This is a genomic window from Nocardiopsis sp. TRM 82005, from assembly GCF_056312425.1.
This window is the reverse complement of sequence record NZ_JBWDTQ010000006.1, coordinates 241,648-261,244: the sequence shown is the minus strand read 5'-3', so window position 1 is coordinate 261,244 and position 19,597 is coordinate 241,648. Positions and strand designations below refer to the sequence as shown.

Sequence of the window (19,597 nt, the reverse complement as noted above, 5' to 3'; positions counted from 1 at the left end):
AGGCCGCGCCGGGACGAGTGTTTCGGCGCGGCCTTCCGGTGGGTGTGCGGGTGCGGGCGGCTACAGCAGACCCGCGGTGAGGTGGTGGGCGAGGGCCCCGGCCAGGGCGGCGAGGGTGTAGCCGCCCAGGCGCCAGGCGGTGCGGCCCAGGCGGCGGGGTTTGCGGTGGCTGTGCGGGCGTCGGCTGCGTGGATCACGGGGGCGGCGGCTTGGCAGCGGCGGGCGCTCCCGGCGGGGCGGGAACGGGCCGTCGTCGGGGGCCGGGCGCGGGCGCGGAACCACCGGTTCCCGGGGACGCCCGGGCGGGATCGGAGGTGTGCGCGGGCCCTCGGGCGGCGGGGTGTCGCGTTCGGCCAGCCGGGCGGCGTGGACGCGCATCCAGGCGGGCAGTTCGCCGTGTTCCAGCCGGTGGGCCACGCGCGGGTTGCCCTCCATCCGGGCCAGGAGGCGCTGCTCCCGGGTGGGCGGGGCGAGCACGGCCGAGGCGCCGGGGCGGGAGAAGCGCCGTCCCCGGGATGCGTCCAGCACCGCGCGCACCCCGGCCGAGACCGGCTCGGCGCTCATCGCAGGGGTCCGGCGGGGGTGCTGGTGGCGGGGGTGAGGGTGAACTCGGCCCACACGACCGTGCCCAGTCCGGCGCAGAACGGGAAGTCCACCACCGCGCGGGTACCCCAGGACGCGGCCAGGGAGTCGATGAGCAGCAGGCCCCGACCGCGCTCGGCCTCCTCCCACTCGGCCACCGTGCGCTGTCGCGGAATCCTCGGGCTCGGCGGGCGGGCCTCGCGGGCACCGTCGTCGGTGATGCCCAGATGCAGGGTGCGGGCGGTGGGCTGGGACAGGGTGCGGACGACGCGGCCGTCCGCCTCGCCGGAGCGGGAGTGCTCGGCGGCGTTGGCGAACATCTCGCTAGCGCACAGCACCACGGTCTCGGCCAGGTCGGGGCACAGACCCTCCAGGCGGAACAGGTCGGCGCGCAGGTCCTCACGCACCCAGGAGGCCTGGGCGAGGTCGCCGGGGTAGACGCGGGAGGGCCAGCGCCGCCCGGCGAAGCCGGGAGTGGGGGTGTGGATGGGGGCGCGGGGGTGCGGCACAATGGCCATGTCGGCATGCTCCTTCTTCTTCATGAGTGTGAACGGGTTGTCGGCGCTCGCCCTGGCGGGTGTGTGCAGCACCCGCCAGGGCCTTTTTCGTGCGCCCTCAGCGGACGGCGGGCACGGTGCCCGCGCCGGTCGGGGCGGTGTCCGTGCGGCCGGTACCGGCGGTGATCGCCCGGGGCCGGCCCTCCTGCTCCGTCACGGCGGCCTCCAGGAGGCGGAGGGACTCGTGGGCGGGCAGGGCGGTGCTCTGGAGGGTGGCGAAGAGGTCGGCGTAGCCCTTGGCCTGGACGGCGTCGGTGACCAGGTGGCCGGGCCCGCGCGGGTGCGGGGTGTAGGCCAGGGTGTGCCGGGGTGAGAAGGACAGCGTCCAGAACGCGCCGCGCAGGCCGGGGTGGTGGGTGGCGTCCTCGGGGATGACGTGCAGGGCGAGCCGCCTGCCGGTGACGAGCTTGAGCAGGTACTGGAGCTGGCGGCGGGTGACCTCGGGGTCCACGACCACCCGGGTCAGGGCCGGTTCGTCGATGACCAGGCAGAAGTAGGGCGGGCCGCCGCCCCGGACGTGGTCGCCGACGCGGGGGCGGTCCTCGATGCGGTCGTGGCGTTCCAGGGGGCGCTCGACCCGGTCCAGGGCGGCGGCGTACTCGGCTAGGAGGAAGGGCTCGGGGATCATCAGCGGCGCGTAGGCGCGCAGCTGGAAGAGTTCGTACATCAGGCCGGAGACCGTGGCGCCCTCCTTGAGCCGGGTGGTGATGTGGGTCTGTGCCCAGGCGTCCCAGAGGACTCCTTCGGCACCCAGCTCGCGGTCCAGGGTCATCGCCGTTCGCAGGCCGGGGATGTGGTCGCCGGCCTCAATCTGGCGGACCTCGCGCAGGTCGGTGAACAGTCCGCGCCCTAGCTGTTGGAGGGACAGTCCGGCGTTCTCCCTCGCGGCTCGCACCCGAGCCCCGAACCGCACCCAGGGTTCGGACGCTCCTCCCCCACTCTCGATGTTCCCGTTCGTGCGTATCCGCTGTTCACCGGCCATGGCTGGTCCTCCGCGTAGTTCTTGCCTGCGCGCAGCCCGGGGAAGGGTGCGCGCAACCGCCGCCGCGAGGCGTCCCGGCTGTGTGCGGGGCCTCGCCGTCATCCCTAAGCTAGACACAGGCCATAGAATTTACAAGGCTTGCATTTAAAGTGGTCCGCATTATGGAGACATGACCCTTTTGGATCCGGTGAGATGATGTTCCAGAACCCCACCGACCAGCGCGACGTCGACAGAACGAAGGAGACTGCTGTGGCCCAGGGCTCCCCCGTCCGCAGGCACTACCTGGTGAGCCAGCTCAAGCGGCTCAGAACCCAGGCCAAGCTGTCCCAGGAGCAGGTAGCCAACGAGCTGGGGTGGGACACCAGCAAGCTCTACAGAATCGAGAACGGGCGGTTCGTCCGGCTGACCACGGAAGCCGTGGCCGCGCTCTGCCGCCTGTATGGCGCGAGCGAAGCACTACGGGAAGAGCTGGTGGAGATCGCCAAGGCAGCCCGCAAGCAGAAGCCCTGGTGGTTCCAGCACGAGGATGTGGCGGGCAACGCCTTCTACAGCCTGGAGAACGAGGCCGCCAAGATCCAGGAGTACGCCATGGGCGTCATCCCTGGGCTCTTCCAGCATCAGGACTACATAGAAGCCCTGATGTCACGAGGAATCGTGGCAGACCCGGAGGAGCGACAGAAGCGCATCGCCGCACGGATCGAGCGCGGCACCAGCATCCTGGACCGCGACAACCCGCCCCGGATCTGGGAGATCATCGACGAGTCGGCGCTGCGCTGCCTCGTCGGTGGGCCGCAGGTGATGCGGACCCAGTTCGAGCATCTTATGGAGCTGAACAAGCGCCCGAACATCGACATTCAGGTCCTGCTACTGTCCAAGGGCATGGCGCAGCCCTGCGGCTACACCCTCCTGCACCTCGGCGAAACCGACCGGGTGGGCTACATTGACGTTCTCCCGAGCGGCCACTTCTTTGAGGGCAGCAAGGAACTTGCCGACCACGAGCACAGGTTCGAGTACATGCAGGCCGCTGCCCTGCCGTTGGACGACACGCAAGACTTCATCCGCCGCCTAGCGGACGAACCGGAGAGGCTCTGATGACTGAGCACGAAACCACCGAGGCGACGTTGGCGCCCGTCTCCCCCTGGCACACCGCAAGCTACAGTGCCGAACGTGGTGCCTGTGTAGAGGTCGCAGAAGGACCGGTCACCGGGGTCCGGGACACCAAGAACCGGGCGCTAGGCGCGCTCTTCTTCGGCGCCGACGAGTGGCGCGCCTTCGTTAGCACCACTCGGGACGACTTCCGCTAGAGCCACGAAGACACACGTTCGGCCCCGCCTGCTGTGAGCCAGCAGGCGGGGCCGAACGCTTTACGGATCAGGCAGGGGCGTGCCGGGGACCGTGGCCAGGCGGCGGAGTGAGGGTGGAAGTGAAGCTCTCGCCGTCGATCAACGGAGTGTCGAGCGAGACACCGACTTTCGCCATCCGGTCATAGATCTCCAGAATGATTTCCTTGGTCCGATAGGTGCCGTACTTCGCCTCGTCCTTGCGCTTCACGATGGGAAAGGTCTCCATGATGTACTCCACGTCATCACGGTTGATCCCGTAGAGGCGGAAGAACAGCGCGTCCAACTCTGCCCGCATGATGTCACGACGCTCTTCGTCCCACCGGAACGGCACTCCCTCATCACCCAGGTCTCGTGCGAAACTCTCCATTTCGTACGCGGTGTATGCCAATTCGACTACACGTGGAGAAATGAACTCTTCAAATACTCGAACTTGCCCAGGGGACGCAACAGCAAGCTGAAATACTGTAAAGAACTTGAGGTGGGTTCCGCCAACTTTTTGCCGAGCAACAAAGTCAAGGGCATATGAAGAAAGGCAGGCAACAAGACCAGAAACGGGAGAAGATTGCGGCATCGCAAGAAGATTGCCATCCGGAGCAGCAGCCCTCGGAAAGACACTATCAATCATAGTTCGCTCGTCAGTGGAACGACAGATGTCGCGCCAACCGAGGAGCCAGCCACGTTCCCAACCAGCTGCGTCCAGCTTGGTCTGCGCTCCGGGGGCCATGATCGGGTCGCCGCTCTTGTCTACCTCACCAGTCTCCGTGGCAGTCTCCGATACCCAGTAACGGGGAAGGACCGCAGCGCCTGGGTCCTGCTTCTCCTTCAAGGTGAAGTCCCGGGTGTTGCCACCCTCGGTGTAGGTAGCCCAACGGTGGTCGTAGTGGTGAAGCATCTTCGCCTCGTACAGAGGCAGCATACGCTCGCTACCCTTGGTGAAGACGTTTCCTTCAAGACGCCAGCCGTCGTCTTCGAGCTGCTCTCGAGTGTGGAACAGGTGCGAGTCGTTCGACATGTCGAACATTCGCATGAACGACACACCCCACGGGTTCCCGTTGGGATCGCCTTCCTTGACCAGCACTGGAACCCGCTTGTAGATACTCAAGGTGATCTCTGCATCGCGGCGGGAACGGAAGACCGGACAGGTTCCGGTGTTGGGGTTGAGGAGTTTGATCTCCTCCGGAGTCATGGTGAACGCCTTGTCGGCGTCGTCCAATTCGGCAGGATCGTGCACGAAGAACGCGAAGGACGCTTCGGGTTCGCGCAGCTCACGGCCTGCCAGAGACAGGATGCAGAACTTGAACGAGCGGTGCACATCCTCGAACAGAGGAGCCGCGTTCTCAAAGTCGTAGAGCGCGGCGATGGAACCGCTCTCCACCAGGTCCTTGAAGAAGTGCTGGGTGGTCGCGTCCGTGGCGATACCGGTCGGAACGATCACACCCATGCGGCCCCGTGGGCCGACCAACGCTCGGTCGGTCTCAGAGAATACCGCGTAGGTATTGATGTCCCCACGACCGGTCAGCGGGTAACGCCCGCTGATGCGCAGGAAGTGGCTCTCACCTTCGGCCTTGCGCTTGGCGTCCTCGAACTCCTGATACAGGGCAGAGCGGTCGGCGTCTTTCTTCAGATCAGCGATCATCCGCTTACGCTCAGCGGCGTTGCGGGCGGTAGCGATCGCCTCGTCTCGCTGGGCGAAGAACTCCTGCTCCTGGAGCTTGATCCGCTCCCACGGCGGGTTTCCGAGCACACAGTCGAACCCACCAGCCCACCCCGTTACCTCATCCACTCCCCTGCCGCTCTCCGGAACGCTGAACACGTCCGGGAACTCCAGGTGCCAGTGGAAGAACCGGTACTGGTCCCGCAACCGGTCGATCTCCTCAACCGTGGTGAACGGTGCGCCGTTGCCCTTGGCGTTGGCGATCTTGTAGAGGACCTCCTGGGTCACCGCACGCGGAGCCTCCTGCGTCTTCTTCCACACGAACGCCGAGCACCAGGCATCCGCGGTCCGTCGATTACGCAGGTACTCGTCGGAGTCGGTCCACTGCCGGTAGGCCGCCTCTTGGTCGCGCACCTGGTGCAGCGAGTCACCCACCACCGCCGTGATCTGACGCAGGCTCTCAGCCAGAGCGGTGTTGGTGACACCAGCCGCATCGCTCTTGATGTCGAACAGTCCGAGCTGCCCGCCGCGCTCGGCCTTGTTGGTCTTGGCGAGGAAGCGCGCGTACTTCTTGTCGTCACCCTCGATCGGCTTGAACGCCTCATCGGGGATGCCGCCCTTGAGCAGCGACGGGGTCACACCGATGAGCGCGTTGCCGTGCTTCACATGCGCGTCCAGGAAGTTGAGCGGCTTGCCCGGTTCCAGCGCCTCCAGCCACAGCGACACCTTGGCCAACTCCACGGCCATCGGGTTGAGGTCCACCCCGTAGATGCACCGCGCGACCACCTCGTGCATGGCGTGGCGCACCGCGTCCACGGTCGGCTCCGGGTTGCCCTCACGCACAGCCGCGACCTTCTTGGCGATACGCCGTGCAGCGGCGACGAGGAAGTGCCCGGATCCGCACGCCGGGTCGCACACGGTCAGCTCCAGCAGCTCCGCGACGATCGCCTCGGCAGCATCAGGCTGCCCGGCTTTCTCTTCACCTCGCTTGACGGCGTCATCGATCACCGGGTCCAGCGAGGAGTTCAGCAGGGTCTCGATCAGAGAGGACGGCGTGTAGTACGACCCTGTCGTCTTACGGTCGTTACCGCCGATCCCGATCAGTTCGAAAGAGCGCTCCGCATCGCTGTACTTCGGAACCAGCTCCAGCAGGGACTCATAGACGGACCCGAACTCCTCCGCGTCCAGGTCGCGGTAGTTCACTGAGCGCCACCGCCTGGCGTCCTTGTCCCACACCTGGGCAAGGTGACGGACTGCCTTGAGCAGATTCTCGTTGGAAAGCGCAAGCCCGCGCAGCGGCTCGTCTGCTTCGGTGTCGGTGAACAGGCCGCCGAGTGCGGGCAGCCCCAGTTCAGGTCGCCCGTTCACGTCCCCCAAGGCATCCAGAACGATTCGCAGCGCTTCGTACTGGTCCCCGTGAGTGGTGCCCCGTCGCCTGCGGGCGTGACGACGCAGCCGCGCGGACGAGAAGTACTTCGCATACCGCTCCTTCGCCTGCTCATCAGCCGTGGGCGGGTGCAGCGCACCCCGGTCCTCGGCAACGAACAGGAACAGCATCCGGTAGACCAGCCGCAGCAGTGCGCCATGGAACGCCTTCACGTCCAGGTCTCTGCGCAGGTCGGCGTTGGCCGGGTGCTTCAGGAAACCCGTGCCCAGAACCTGGATGGCCTCGCGGACGTTTCCACTGAGTTGACGAACCGCACGCGCACCCGACTCGATCGCGTCGGCACGCCACTTCTCCAGCCAGCAGGCCGAAGGCGCCTCGTCCGGCTTGACCTCGAACCGGGAGGCATGCAGCAGCCGGTACAGCAGCACGAACTCGCTGAACAGCTCGCCATCAAAAATGGCCTCAAGGTCGAACTCCACGTACGCCGCCGTAGCCAGCGCGCTGGAGTCGCGCAGCAGCCGGAGCTGGCGGCCGTTGGTCACCACCGCCCACAGGTGCGCCGAGGAGCTGTTGAGCATCTCCTGCACGTGGGACTGCGGCGGGGCCGTGCCCGCTTCTCCAGAACGCTTGTCCAGGTCGGCGTGCCAGGCCACCGCGTGGATCGGCACGTGCTGCCACAAATGGGAGACCTGGAAGGTCTTGTTCCCGTCGTCGCTGGCGATGCCCTCCCCCGGTCCTGCCGTGAGCCGGCCGAAGCCGAGCTCGTTGAACAGCGGCTCCACCCACTGCGGCAGGGCGGCGTTCACCGAGTCGACGGCGGGCCGGGCGTCCTTCTGCGTCTCCGTGGGCAGCTCCTTGCGCAGCTCCTTCCACACACCCTTGAGGTAGTCCCAGTGGCGTTCGGCCTCGTCACTGACCGAGCGGGCACCGATCACCCCGTAGTCGGCGGGCTTGGCACCGGGCACGTCCCTGCCCTCGGCGATGCGGGCAAGCATGTCGGTGGGCAGCAGGCCGCCGACGGTGTGCACGGCGGTCAGCACCTGGTTTCGAGCGACAGCGGACATCAGGCGGAACCTCCGGCGGGAGCAGCGGCAGCGGGAGCGGAACCATCGGGCAGGTAGACGTAGACGCCGAGGATGTCGGCGGGCTTTTGGGCCTCGACCTTCAGGCCGCGGCGGATCTCGTCGGAGGCGATCCGCACCCGGCGGTGGGAGTCGGCCAGCTCAGCGGCGAGTTCGTCGCCATAGGCGGCCAAGTGGTCGGCGGTGGCGGGCAGGGCGTCCAGCACCCGCCGCATGGTGTTCTCGCCCATGGCCGGGGCGGTGTTCTCGGTGGCCTGGGCCTCCAGCAGGGCGATCGCCTCGCCCTGGCCGAGCCACTCGGCCCGGTCCGGTGCCCCGGTGAAGGCGAGCAGGCGGGCGTCCTCGGCTACCAGCTGCCGGATCCCGTGCCGGGAGGGCAGGGTCAGGTGGAACCGGTAGCGCACCAGCAGCAGCGTGGTGCGCTTGTCCACGGCGTCGGTGCGCACCACCCCGCAGCGGCGGGCCGGGCGGGGTCCCGCCGTGCCGCTGTCCAGGGCGGCGTCGAGCACGTGGGAGGCCAGCGCCCCCACGACCGGATCGGTGCGCACGAGGGCGGCCTCGCCCCGGGGGACGGCGGCGGTGTCGCGGAAGGGCAGCGGCCTGTTCCTGTCCACCACGTCCGCGCCGACCAGGGGCGCGAGGGCGTCCTTCAGGCCCGCCGGGGTGGTAGACACATCAGCTCGGAAACCCACCCCGCCATCAGGCAGCCGGGTGATCTGGGCTTCGAGCCCACGCAGGGCGTTCTCGGCGAACGCGCGGACCTCGCCGGTGCCGCCGAGGGTCTCGCGGATCGCGGCGACCTCGCGGGCCACCTCCTCGGGGTGGATGGCGCGCTGGGCGAACCGGGCGCGGGAGGTCTTCTCCCGGTCGATCGCCGACTTCCAGAGCAGTTCGGTCTGACCGGTGTCGACCTTGATGTCCTCGGCCTCGAACAGGGCCTCCTGCTGACCCTGGCCGCGCATCAGCAGCCATTCGACGATGGCGTCGGTGACGCCGGTGGAGGTCTCGTCGGGCACGGAGACGGAGATGCCCAGGTCCTTGCGGATCTGCTGGTGCTTGCGGATCAGCACCTCCAGCACCTTGCCGTCGATACCGTTGTCGCTGCCGTACAGGGTGATCACGCGGACCTTGTCGCGCTGCTGCCCGTACCGGTCCACGCGGCCCTCGCGCTGGTCGTGGCGGGTGGGGTTCCAGGCCAGGTCGTAGTGGATCACCGCGTCGAAGTAGTGCTGGAGGTTGACGCCCTCGGACAGGCAGTCGGTGGCGACCAGGACCCGGCGGGTTCCCGCCTGCCCCTCGGCTCCGGCCGCGTCGGCGGCCTCCTCGGCTAGTTCGTCGATGCGCTCGACGCGCTGCTGCGGGGACAGCTTGCCGGTGACCGCCTTGACGGTGGCCTTCCAGCCGTTCTTGCCGCCCTTGTTGATGGGGCTCTTGCCCTTGGGGTCCTTCGCGCCGCTGAGGTGGGCGGCGACGTACTCGGCGGTGTCGATGTAGCGGCAGAAGACGATGGGGTTGTACCCCTCGGCGAGCAGGCCGTTGAGGTAGGTGATCAGCGCCTTGAGCTTGAGGTCGCCCTCGGGGCCCTCCAGCTGCTCGGCGCGCTCGGCCAGCTCCAGCAGGCGGTCCTTCGGGGCGCCGGGGCTGCGGCCCCCGCCCCCGGTTCCGCCTTCAAGCCCGCTCTCAGTCTCGGCGCCGGGGGCGGTGTCCATGCCCTCCAGGGCGTCGACGTCGGCGGCGTCGCGGATGAGCGGGGCGCCGAGCGCGTCGGCCTCCTCCGGGGTCTGGGCGGCGGCCGCGGCCGAGCGGGTGGTGAGGGTCTTGGCGGCGGCCCGGGGCGAGGAGACCATGGACCGCAGCAGGGCGATCGCCGACCACCAGGCGATGCGGGCGTCGCGGCGGCTCTGGCCCTTGGCCTGCCGGACGCGCTCGCTGGCGTAGGCGATGGCGTCCTCCAGCAGCGCCCGGTAGGCCGGGGAGAGCTTGTAGGCCTGCTCGGTGAACTCGCGGTCGGAGGGGAAGGCGGTGGTCTCGGCCAGGCTGTCGTCGGCCAGGCCGTCGCTCTCGCGGGTCAGGTACTGGCGCACGTCGGCGCGTTTGCGCTGAACGAAGTGGCGGGCCAGCAGCTTGCGCCCGGCGTCGGTGTCCAGGTCGGCGTCGGCCAGCTCCGGCTTGACCAGTCCCAGGAGGTTGCGGAAGGCCGACTCCTTGCCGCTGTGCGGGGTGGCGGTGACCAGCAGCAGGTGGCGCTCGGCGTCGGCGGCGACCTTCTGGAGGAGTTCGTAGCGCAGCTGATTCTGCTTGGAGGCGACGTCGTCGGCGGACACGCAGGTGTGCGCCTCGTCCACGATCACGAGGTCCGGGCAGTGGCGGACGAAGTCGTCGCGGTGCCGGGTGGACTTGATGAAGTCGGTGGAGATGATGACGTGCTTGTGCTTGTCGAACAGGGACTGTCCGAGGTCCAGGCCGCGCTCCAGGCGCGAGACGGTGGAGGCGAGCACGAGTTCGGCGTCGATGCCGAACTTGCTCCGCAGCTCCTCCTGCCACTGCTCGGCCAGGGCCGGGGAGCACAGCACGGCCAAGCCGCTGGCCTCACCCTGGGCCAGGAGTTCGGAGGCGATGAGCCCGGCCTCGACGGTCTTGCCAATACCGACGTCGTCGGAGATGAGCATGCGCACGGTCTGCTGGCGCAGCGCCATGAGCAGGGGCACCAGCTGGTAGGCGCGCGGCTGGACGGCGATCCCGGCCAGGGAACGGAAGGGGCCCGCGCCGGAGCGGAAGCCGATGCGCAGAGCCGAGCGCAGCAGCCCGGCCGCCTGGGCGTTGCCGAGGTCGTCGGGGGTGGGCGGGGCGAAGCTGGCCTCCTCGACCTCCTCGAAGGCGGGGAAGAGCGCGGCCACGTCGTCGTCACCGCCGCCCAGGGGCCGCAGTACCAGCATGTCGGAGGCGCTCTCGGGGAGCACTACCCATTCCCGCCCACGGGCCGAGACCAGGGAGCCGGGGGCGTACGTGGTGGTCATGTGGAGGAGGTCCTCACGTCGTGTCGTGCGAAATCGGGAAGAAGTCTGTGGTGACCCCACTGCGGTGATCCTGTGCCTGTGGGCCTTCTCTGCGCCGCGAGTGGCCACAGGTACAAGATTGTGGGATCAGGCGGGGTCAGCGGCGCGATCCGGGGCCGAAGTAGGCCTCGTACCGGGCGATGACCGAGGACCAGTCGGCGTCGTGGGGAACGCGCACCACGTCCCATCCGGCGTCGATGAGGCGCTCCTCGGCCTCGGCGTCGCGTTCGGCGATCCGCGCGTCCTGGTGCACGGGGCCGTCCACGAACACCGCGACCTGGGCGCCGGGGAGGCGATAGACGAAGTCAGGCTTGGCCGAAGCCTCGGAAACCAGGACCTGGTGCTCGTCAGGCAGACGGTGGCCGTGCTCCTTGAGAAAGGTGACGAAGTCCTTCTCCAGAGTGGTCTCGGAACCGGCATGGAGTGCTTTCATGTGGTCGGTGCGCGACACGCCCTGCCCGGTGGGCAGCGTTTCGGAGTCGGCCAGACGCAACAGCAACTCGCGCACCAGGCGGCGGTCGATGAGCTGATGGTGGGTCTGGTTGCCGTAGGTAAGCAGGCAGTCGTAGCAGCCGCGGGCGCACACCCGGTCGGAGTCGATGTCGGTGCCGGTGACCGGGTCGATGTGGCAGATCTCCAGAGCCTTGCTCGCCGCCCTGGCCAGGTTGGTCGGCTCCAGCTGGAGCTGGCGCAACACACCGGCTCCGCCCTCGGCGGCCTCGGTGAACAGCATGCGGTCACGGGCACCGTCGTCGGGAGGCAGCAGTTCGCTGGTGAGTTCGGCGTCCTCCAGCTCGAATGCGGCCTCGATGCCGCGCTCTAGCGCGTACATCAGGGTCAGCGCCTGGTCCATGGGCAGGGCCTCTTCCAGGTGCAGCACGGCAATGTTACGGCGGTCCTCCACGTAGGGGATGACGCGCTTCTTGTGTCGGCGCTCACGGTCGTCGTCCCCGTTGGCGCCGTCCTCGATCAGGGGCAGCTGGTCGGTGTCGCCGATCGCCTTCTTGGCGTCCTGTTCGTTGAGCCACCTTCCGGTAGCCGGGTCCAACCAGAAACCGTCGGGCTCATTGTCCTTGGCTCGCAGGCGGCCCAGGTTGGTCACGCGCACGGTCGCCGAGTCACCGTAGTGCAGGGTGGCCAGCCTCCCCGCGGGGTCGGAGACCACGGCGTCCTGGCGGCCGGGACGGCCCCCGTGGTCGGCGAAGCGGTAGGAGGTGACCAGGCGGAAGCCCGCGCGGCGGCGCTCCTCCTCGTCAGAGGAGATGCGCTCGCGCTTGGTGGTGTAGACGGTGTGCAGTTGCAGGAGTCCGTAGGTGGATTCCTTCATGGGGTGGTCACACAGCTCACAGCGGTCGGCGCGCTGTTTGGGATCGTGGTGGTAGCCGCAGTGGCCGCACCGGCGGGCCTCGGTGGTCTCCAGCTGCCCACTGGACTCCGGCGGCAGCTGGATCCGGGTCACCTGGTACCGGGAGCCCTCGTGGTAGATCAGGGCTCCGGGGCCGAACTCGCGGATGGCCACGAAACGGGGCCGCTGGAGGAAGTCGCCCTCGTTGTCGAAGCGGCGGCCGGTGATGGGGATGTAGGCGGCCAGGGGCAGGCGTGGGAAGGAGTAGCCGGGGAGGAAGCCCTCGCTGGCCAGGTAGCGGTAGGGGTTGAAGTCGCTCAGCAGCGACTTGCTGTCCTGGCTGTTGTTCTCCAGCAGCTCCAGTTGAACCTCGGCCTCACGGCGCCGGCGGTTGGCCTGCCTCTGGTCACCGTCGCTCAGGCTGGTGTCGCGGATGCGGCGGTGCTGCTCCTCGCGGTCCACCAGGGCGGCCTTGAACAGGTCGCGCCAGCGGTCGAAGGCCTCGTCGAAACGGACGGGGGCGTTGCGGACCCGGCGCTCCAGCCATGAGTCATCCCACCAGGCCATGTCACGCAGCTGCGGAAAGACGTCCTCGAACACGTCGCGGGCCGCGATGACGGTGCGGCGCTGGGCCTCCTTGTCGTGGATGGCGTCGCGCACGGTGTCGTGCAGCACCAGAGCGGGGTTGGGGACGCGCTGGGTGTTGTCATAGGCGGTGTCGACGACCTCGGGAACCGCCCGGCCCAGCTTCAATCCGGTCTCGGCCAGCCAGATGGCCTGAAGGTGAGCCACGACCAGATCCTCGTTGGCCAGGTCCAGGCGGGGTGCCCGCACCACTCCGGAGACCATCCGGTCAGAGTTGCGGAAGTAGTACTGGTCATGACTGTTTCCGGTGGCGCAGTAGGTGGTGACCAGCGCGGGCTGACCGCTGCGCCCTGCCCGGCCGCTGCGCTGGGCGTAGTTGGCCGGGGTGGGCGGAACGTTGCGCATCATCACCGCGTTGAGCTGGGCGATATCCACACCCAGCTCCATGGTGGGAGAGCAGTACAGCAGCTTGAGTTCGGCTCTGCTGAACTGCTCCTCGCGCTCCTCGCGCACCTCCGGTGGCACCTGGGCGGTGTGCTCGCGGGCGACCAGGCCGGTCAGGGAATCCGCGGCGTCCTGGTACAGGTCGCGGAAGAAGGTGTTGACGCGCGGCCCCTGCCCGCTGGCATAGGTGCGGGTGAGAGGATCGTGCACACCGACCTTGCCGTCCCCAGCTCGCCAGACCAGGCAGGCCGAGGCCACGCGGTAGCCGGTGGCGGTGTCGGTGTCGCGCCGCTGGAAGCGAGGGCCACGCCGGGGCGGGGCCTCGCGGACCTCGGTGACCTGGCCGCCTCGGACCAGGACCGTGAGCAGATCGCCGATGATCTTCTGCAGACCGTCAGTGGTCAGTTCCGACCTGGGGACCAGGGAGAAGTAACGCTGGCGCAGATAGCGGCCGAACTTACCGCGTCCGGACAGGAACAGGCTGGAGCGGCTCAGCCCCGGCCGGGAGGGTCCCGGGTAGGCGGTGCCGACCTTGGGTTTGTCGTTCTCCGAGAGCACCCAGGGGTCTCGCAGGCGCTCCTCGCTGGAGCGGCGGAAGGAGTCGAAGTCGTCACGGAAGTACTGGACGTCGATGGCCAGTGCCCGACGCACCTCGTCCATGAGGACCCGCAGGGCCTCCTCACGCTGCTCGGCGTCCAGGCTCCGCAGCAGGGGGTCCGTGCCCTCCCATTTGGCCTCCTGCGCCGCCAGCCAGTCCAGGTCGGCGTAATCCACGCGTAGCAGGCCGGTCTGTTCCAGGTTGGGCATGGTGACCCGCCAGCCGCGCTCCAGGTCCAGGTAGAGGCGGAAGGCGACCACGTCGCGCAGGGCGGAGGCGGCCTGCTTGAGCAGAGTGGGCGACTGGTCCGGCCGCCTGGCGTAGTCCTCCGGGGACAGGGCCATGACCCCGGTGACGCGGGCGGCCAGGTGCTCGTGGGTCAGCCCCTCCTCCCCGGCCTGGAGCAGTGCCTGGTACAGGGCACCGCGCAGTTGGGTGACCTGCACGAAGTCGTTGAAGTGCCCGGCCTGGAGGGAGGCGTCCTGGCGGTTGTCGACGAAGGTCAGGAGTTTACGGGCGCGATCGGGCAGGGCGTTGGCGGGGACCGAGGTCAGTGAGCGCACGATGGAACCGGAGACCAGGGATGTCGCCGAGGAGCGCCCCTCCTGGTCGAGGCTGGCCAGCTTGGCGAAGTCCCTGCCGCGGGTCTGCTCGTAGCTGACCCCGCAGTGCAGGCAGAACAGGAAGGGGGCAGGGATGAAGGCGGCCCCGAGCTCACCCTGGCCCTCGAAGCCACGCGGATCCACGGTGATCGAGCGCGGCAGGCGTCCCTGGTAGTTCTTGCGGATGCGGTCCTGGTCGTGCTCGTCAGGCTCCAGCCAGGACTCGGGCAGCAGTCGGTCCTGAAGCGCCTGTTCGGTGCTCCGGGGCCAGGGATGGTCCGGGGAGACATACAGGTAGCCCTCCGCCGCAGAGTCGACGGTCTCGATGGTGCCTCGCCGGGGCTGGTAGACGATGCCCTGTGCGGTCTCGGCCCGCCAGACCGACATGTACTCCTGGCCGCACTCACGGCAGAAGACCAGAGGCAGCAGGACGTGGCCGTCAGAGCCGGGCTTCTCCAGCTGGTACTCGCGGGTCAGGTGGCGGGTCTCGGGGTCTTCGAGGGTGACGTGGACGGTGTCTCCCTTGGACAGGAACTGGTGCAGGCGAAAGGCGAACAGGGGACGGTTATTGCCCGGGTGGACCGCCTCGGCTCCGGACTCCAGAGTGCGGCGGATGGCCTCCACGCATTGGTCTTCAGGAACGTTGGTGGACGCGGACAGCTCCCGGGCCGCCGCCTCGACCGTGGTGGGGGGTCGGCGCACCAGTTGGCCGGTGGCGTCGGTCTCCAGCCCGAAGGTGGACTCGATCCACCGGGCGAGAGGGTCGTGGAAGAGCTCGTTGTAGGAACGGGGGGCGTCGGGGACCTTCAGACGCTCGGCCGGGACGTGCACGAGGCCGTCCCCGGGGCCGCCCTCGGTGGCGCGGACCAGGGTCTCGGTGATGACGTTGTCGGGCCGCACTTGGGTACCGAAGACCCTGGTGGCCACGTCGGCGACCACCGCCTTCTGGTCATCTGCGGTGCCCTCGGAGGACATGGTGGCGGAAGTGCCCACGCACTGCACGTCGGGCGCCTGGCAGGCCTGGCGAACCCGGCGGATGAGCAGGGCGACGTCGGCCCCCTGGCGACCGCGGTAGGTGTGCAACTCGTCGAAGACGAGGAAGTCCAGGCCTTTGGCCATCTTGATCAGGGAGGAGCGATCGCCTGGACGGGTGAGCATCAACTCCAGCATCACGTAGTTGGTGAGCAGGATGTCGGGCGGATTGTCGCGGATCTCCTTACGCCGGTTCTCTCCCTCCTGACCGGTGTAGCGGGCGAAGGTGACGGGTTCGCGTCCGGCCCCGTAGCCGTTCCTCAGGAACTTCTCCAGCTCGTTGAGCTGGCTGTTGGCCAGAGCGTTCATCGGGTAGACGATGATGGCGCGGACCCGTTTGACCGGCTTCTTCCCGGCTTGGCGCTCCTGTTCGCGTTCGCGCAGAACGCGGTCGACGATGGGGACGATGTAGCCCAGCGACTTGCCCGAACCGGTACCGGTGGTCAGCACGTAGGACCTGCCGGTGCGCGCGGCCTCAACCGCCTCTCGCTGGTGCCGGTGCAGGGACATGGGGGAGCCCTCGCAGACGGTACTGCCGGTCTTCTTCCCCAGCTGGAAGATCTGGGCACACTCCGAGTGCAGCAACCCCTCGCCGACCAGTTCGCCGATGGTTCCGCCGGAGGCGAAGAAGGGGTTGAGGGACAGCCAGGGGTCGGGCCACTGGGACTTGTCATCCAGGTCCTGGCGGAGGAAGTCGGCGATACGTGTGTCACGGATGACCGTTCCGCCCTCGGTGAAGGCCCGGTACTCATCGATGAGGGAGTCGTGGACGGAGAAGACGTCCATGACGTTGGCGGGGGCACGGAAAGGACGCTGGGCAGCGGCACTGGAGCCGGTTGCGGCGGGTTCGGGGGCGGGGACCGGAAGGCTGTGGAGCGGGTTGTACTCGGCCCATCCCGGCACCGTCTCCTCCCCCTGGCACAGGGGAAGGAGGGCCCGGCGCACCTCGGACGCGCTGACCGGACGTTCAGCCGGGGACTTGGCCAAGAGCTGTTCGACAAGACGAACCAGACCGCCGGGCAGATCGCGACGGATCAGCGACATTGGGGGGACGGCGGCTTCACGGTGCTTGTCCCGGAGTTCGAAGGGGCTGACCCCGTCAAAGGGCGGTGCTCCGACGAGGAGCTCGTAGAGCACGCAGCCCAAAGCGTAGAGATCGGCGGCGGCGGTGACCCCTGCACCCTCGAACTGCTCGGGGGCCATGTAACGGGCGGTACCGACGACGGTGTCGGTACTGGTGAGCTGGCTGGCGTCGGGGTCGTCGATGATCCGGCCCATGCCGAAGTCCAGGACCTTGATCCGGCCGCCGCGGGTGATCATCACGTTTGCGGGCTTGAGGTCGCGGTGGACGATTCCCTCGGTGTGCGCGGCCTCGAGGGCGTCCGCGATCTGGACCCCGGCCGCGGCCACCCAGGGGACAGGCAACTGGGGTTCCTCGTCACTGAGGTCACGCAGCGTGTACCCGTCCAGCAGTTCCATGGCCAGGTAGGGCAGATAGTCGCCGCCGTTGATGTCCACCCCGCCGTCGATGAGACGGGGTATACCCGGGTGCTCGATCCTGCGCATGATGCGGACCTCGCGGTCGAAACGCCGCACCGCCTTGTCTCCGGGGTCGGCCGGGGCGCCGGAGCGGCGGCGCAGGATGAGCTTGACTGCTACCTCGCGCAGGTGAGGCGGTGTGTCCGTGGCGGCTTCGGTGTCCTCTGCCCGGTGGACCTCGCCCATGTTACCGCGGTCGATGATTCCCTTGAGCTGGAAGCGCCCCGCCACGCACTGCCGTTCCATCGCTCTTCTCCCGCGCTCTATGGTTCGCTGCCGCACTTCTCGCGCGTGTCCTCTCCTCACATGTTCGCAGAGGCAGGACACGCCACCGAAGGTACACAGAGTTTCGTTACTCGAACGTGCTCATGCTGTTTACTTAGCAAACATACACACGCGTTGAGGTAGGAGGCAACCCGCTGCGGGAGGTGGAGGCCGTGTGGGACGTCTGCGACCGGGCGGTGTTCACACCCTTCAGACACAAGACGCCTGGATCATGAAGGCGGATGACACGGACATACATCCGTTATCGGATGGGGAGGTGCCGGTTCCGGGACAACTTCGAGGCCGACTCTTTGTCGGTCCTGGCACCTCCACCAGAGATACGGCGTTAACAGGGCAAACAGCTTTCATCTCGGGTCGGCCAGGCGTTCCGTGTACTGTGACCACATGGATTCTCGTGAGCAGAACGCCTCGGAGAGACAGCAGGTCACCGCCGCCGACATCGCGCGCCTGGCCGGTGTCACCCGGGCCGCCGTCTCCAACTGGAGGCGGCGTCACGACGACTTCCCCTCCCCCAGCGGCGGCACCTCCTCCAGCCCGCTCTTCGAGCTGGCACAGGTCCAGGAGTGGCTCGAACGCCAGAACAAGGTGGCCGAGGAGTCGCGGGAGGTCCAGCTGTGGCGCACCCTGCGCGGCGACTATCCCGGGCGCATGCTCGCGGGCCTGGCCGACATGGCCGAGTACCTGCGGGGAGAGGGGCCGGGCGTGCTCGGCGAGGACGCCGCGGAACTGGCCCGAGCCCTAGCCGAGGAGACCTCGCCCGGACAGGTCAGCGCCGCGCTCACGGCGAGGTTCCTCGACTCCGGAGAGCGGTCCGGCACACCCCTGGGCTCCACCGCCCGACTGGTCCGCGCGGTGGCCGCCCTTGCCAATCCCAACGCCCGCAGCGTCTTCGACCCCGCCTGCGGTGTCGGCGCCCTGCTGCTAGCGGTGGGCGAGCCGGACGCGCGGCGTACCGGCCAGGACGCCGATCCGGACGCGGCCCGTCTCACCCGTGCGCGGGCGGTCCTGGAGCACGGGACAGAGGCCGAGATCCGCGTCGGCGACTCCCTGCGCTCGGACCAGTGGACCGGGCACCGGGCCGAGCTCGTGGTGTGCGACCCGCCGCCCGCCACGACCGACTGGGGACGCGAGGAACTGCTCATGGACCCCCGATGGGAGCTGGCCCTGCCGCCCAGGGCCGAGGCCGAGCTGGCCTGGCTCCAGCACGCCTACGCGCACACCGCCCCCGGCGGGCAGACGGCCGTGGTGCTGTCCACCTCCTGCGCCTACCGGCGCACCGGCAGGCGCATCCGCGCCGACCTGGTGCGCAGAGGGCTGCTCACCGACGTCTTCGCCCTGCCCGCGGGAATGGCCGCCGCGCACTCCCAGCCGGTCCACCTGTGGCTGCTGCGCCGCCCCCTCCACAGTCCCGACACGGCTACCAAGGTGCGAATGTGGGACCTGACCTCGGTCAACCCCGACGGGCCGTGGGAGTTGTCGGAGGAGCTGCGCGCCGAGGTCGCCCTGATCGACCTGCTCGACGAGGAGGTGGACCTCAACCCGGTCCGGCACGTGGGCCCGGACCTGAGCGAGCTGCCCGGGGCCTTCGCGGCCACACGCGCGGAGCTGGAGCGCCTGGTCGAGGATCTGCGCGCGGCGCTGCCCGACCTCGACGCCAGATCAGCGGAGCCACTCGACGCCCAGGTGCGGGTGGCCGACCTGGTCGACACGGGGATGGTGGAGATGGACGGGGACGCCCTGCGCTCGGCCAGCGAACAGGTGGACACCGACTTCCTCCAAGGGTTCCTGCGCAGCCCGGCCAACAACCGCCGCTCCACCAGCGCCAGCGGTACCTTCCGCACCGACGCCCGTGCCGCACGCATCCCGAAGATGGGCGTGGAGGAGCAGCGCCGCTACGGCGCGGCGTTCCGCGCCGTGGCCGACTTCGAGCGCCGGGCCCGGGAGCTGTCGGGGCTCGCGGCCAAGGCCGCCGAGCTCGCCCGCGAGGGCCTGACCAGCGGGGCTCTGGGTCCCGGCGAGTAAGAGCCGGACCGTTCGGCGACCAGCGGTCCGATCGGCCCACACGGCTGATTCGCGGCCTCTCTGGCCCCAGCTTGCCCTCGATGTGACTGGTAGCCGGACCGTCGCCTGCACGCCGCGCCCGTAGTACTGCGCTCTCCAGGCGTGTTGCTCCCCAAGCGCCGGTCCACCACGCCTGCGGGTTCCCTGAGTTCTCGTGTGTACCCCTCAGCCGCCCCGGCCCGAAGCCTCGGCCCTTCTGACCTGCCGAGGGACTACCATCTTCACGTTCAGCGAAGTACACACTACAGATCAATAAGTTACCGTTGACGTTGCTTTCATACTTGGCTTAACATAAAGGAGTCGGCAAGCGGCATCCCGTGTCCTCCTCCTTGAACCGAGCGTGCACCACTCAGCATCCACCCGAGGCTTCAGCAGGCCGGTGGCGGCATGGCGGGCGCACATCGTGGTCTACCCACTGCCCCTATTCGTTCGCCCAGTTCGGACTGCCAAAGGAATATCGCAT

General features: G+C 68.5%; 9 protein-coding genes. 3 read left to right on the top strand and 6 right to left on the bottom strand.

The features are described from left to right. Nucleotides 1-60: 60 nt before the first annotated feature. The 3 genes from AC0T5L_RS05640 to AC0T5L_RS05630 all read right to left on the bottom strand — a co-directional run bounded on the left by AC0T5L_RS05640 (nucleotide 61) and on the right by AC0T5L_RS05630 (nucleotide 2,121). Nucleotides 61-564, bottom strand: a complete 504-nt coding sequence (locus tag AC0T5L_RS05640; RefSeq protein WP_476164291.1) for a hypothetical protein — start codon at nucleotides 562-564, stop codon at nucleotides 61-63. After that, complete coding sequence (locus tag AC0T5L_RS05635; protein ID WP_476164290.1) at nucleotides 561-1,100, bottom strand: ATP-binding protein; 540 nt, start codon at nucleotides 1,098-1,100, stop codon at nucleotides 561-563. The genes AC0T5L_RS05640 and AC0T5L_RS05635 overlap by 4 nt, the downstream gene beginning before the upstream one ends. Before the next feature lie 97 nt (nucleotides 1,101-1,197). After that, nucleotides 1,198-2,121: a helix-turn-helix domain-containing protein gene (locus AC0T5L_RS05630; RefSeq protein WP_476164289.1), complete on the bottom strand. Its 924-nt coding sequence runs from the start codon at nucleotides 2,119-2,121 to the stop codon at nucleotides 1,198-1,200. A gap of 195 nt (nucleotides 2,122-2,316) precedes the next feature. On the opposite strand from AC0T5L_RS05630, the gene AC0T5L_RS05625 reads away from it, so the two are divergent. Further along, on the top strand, nucleotides 2,317-3,213 hold the full coding sequence (locus tag AC0T5L_RS05625) for a helix-turn-helix domain-containing protein (RefSeq protein ID WP_476164288.1): 897 nt from the start codon (nucleotides 2,317-2,319) through the stop codon (nucleotides 3,211-3,213). Next, nucleotides 3,213-3,425 carry a DUF397 domain-containing protein gene (locus tag AC0T5L_RS05620; RefSeq protein WP_476164287.1) on the top strand — a complete coding sequence of 71 codons (213 nt, stop codon included), beginning with the start codon at nucleotides 3,213-3,215 and terminating at the stop codon, nucleotides 3,423-3,425. The genes AC0T5L_RS05625 and AC0T5L_RS05620 overlap by 1 nt, the downstream gene beginning before the upstream one ends. A 67-nt stretch (nucleotides 3,426-3,492) precedes the next feature. Here AC0T5L_RS05620 and AC0T5L_RS05615 read toward each other — a convergent pair whose 3' ends face one another. The 3 genes from AC0T5L_RS05615 to AC0T5L_RS05605 all read right to left on the bottom strand — a co-directional run bounded on the left by AC0T5L_RS05615 (nucleotide 3,493) and on the right by AC0T5L_RS05605 (nucleotide 17,034). Then, the gene (locus AC0T5L_RS05615; RefSeq protein WP_476164286.1) at nucleotides 3,493-7,569 is read right to left on the bottom strand and encodes an Eco57I restriction-modification methylase domain-containing protein; all 4,077 of its coding nucleotides are present in this window, start codon (nucleotides 7,567-7,569) and stop codon (nucleotides 3,493-3,495) included. Continuing rightward, nucleotides 7,569-10,604: a helicase-related protein gene (locus AC0T5L_RS05610; protein ID WP_476164285.1), complete on the bottom strand. Its 3,036-nt coding sequence runs from the start codon at nucleotides 10,602-10,604 to the stop codon at nucleotides 7,569-7,571. The genes AC0T5L_RS05615 and AC0T5L_RS05610 overlap by 1 nt, the downstream gene beginning before the upstream one ends. Before the next feature lie 136 nt (nucleotides 10,605-10,740). Beyond that, on the bottom strand, nucleotides 10,741-17,034 hold the full coding sequence (locus AC0T5L_RS05605) for a protein kinase domain-containing protein (RefSeq protein WP_476164284.1): 6,294 nt from the start codon (nucleotides 17,032-17,034) through the stop codon (nucleotides 10,741-10,743). A gap of 423 nt (nucleotides 17,035-17,457) precedes the next feature. On the opposite strand from AC0T5L_RS05605, the gene AC0T5L_RS05600 reads away from it, so the two are divergent. Beyond that, entirely contained in the window at nucleotides 17,458-19,095 is a 1,638-nt protein-coding gene (locus AC0T5L_RS05600; protein WP_476164283.1) for an HsdM family class I SAM-dependent methyltransferase, read from the top strand. The last annotated feature ends 502 nt before the right edge of the window (nucleotides 19,096-19,597 follow it).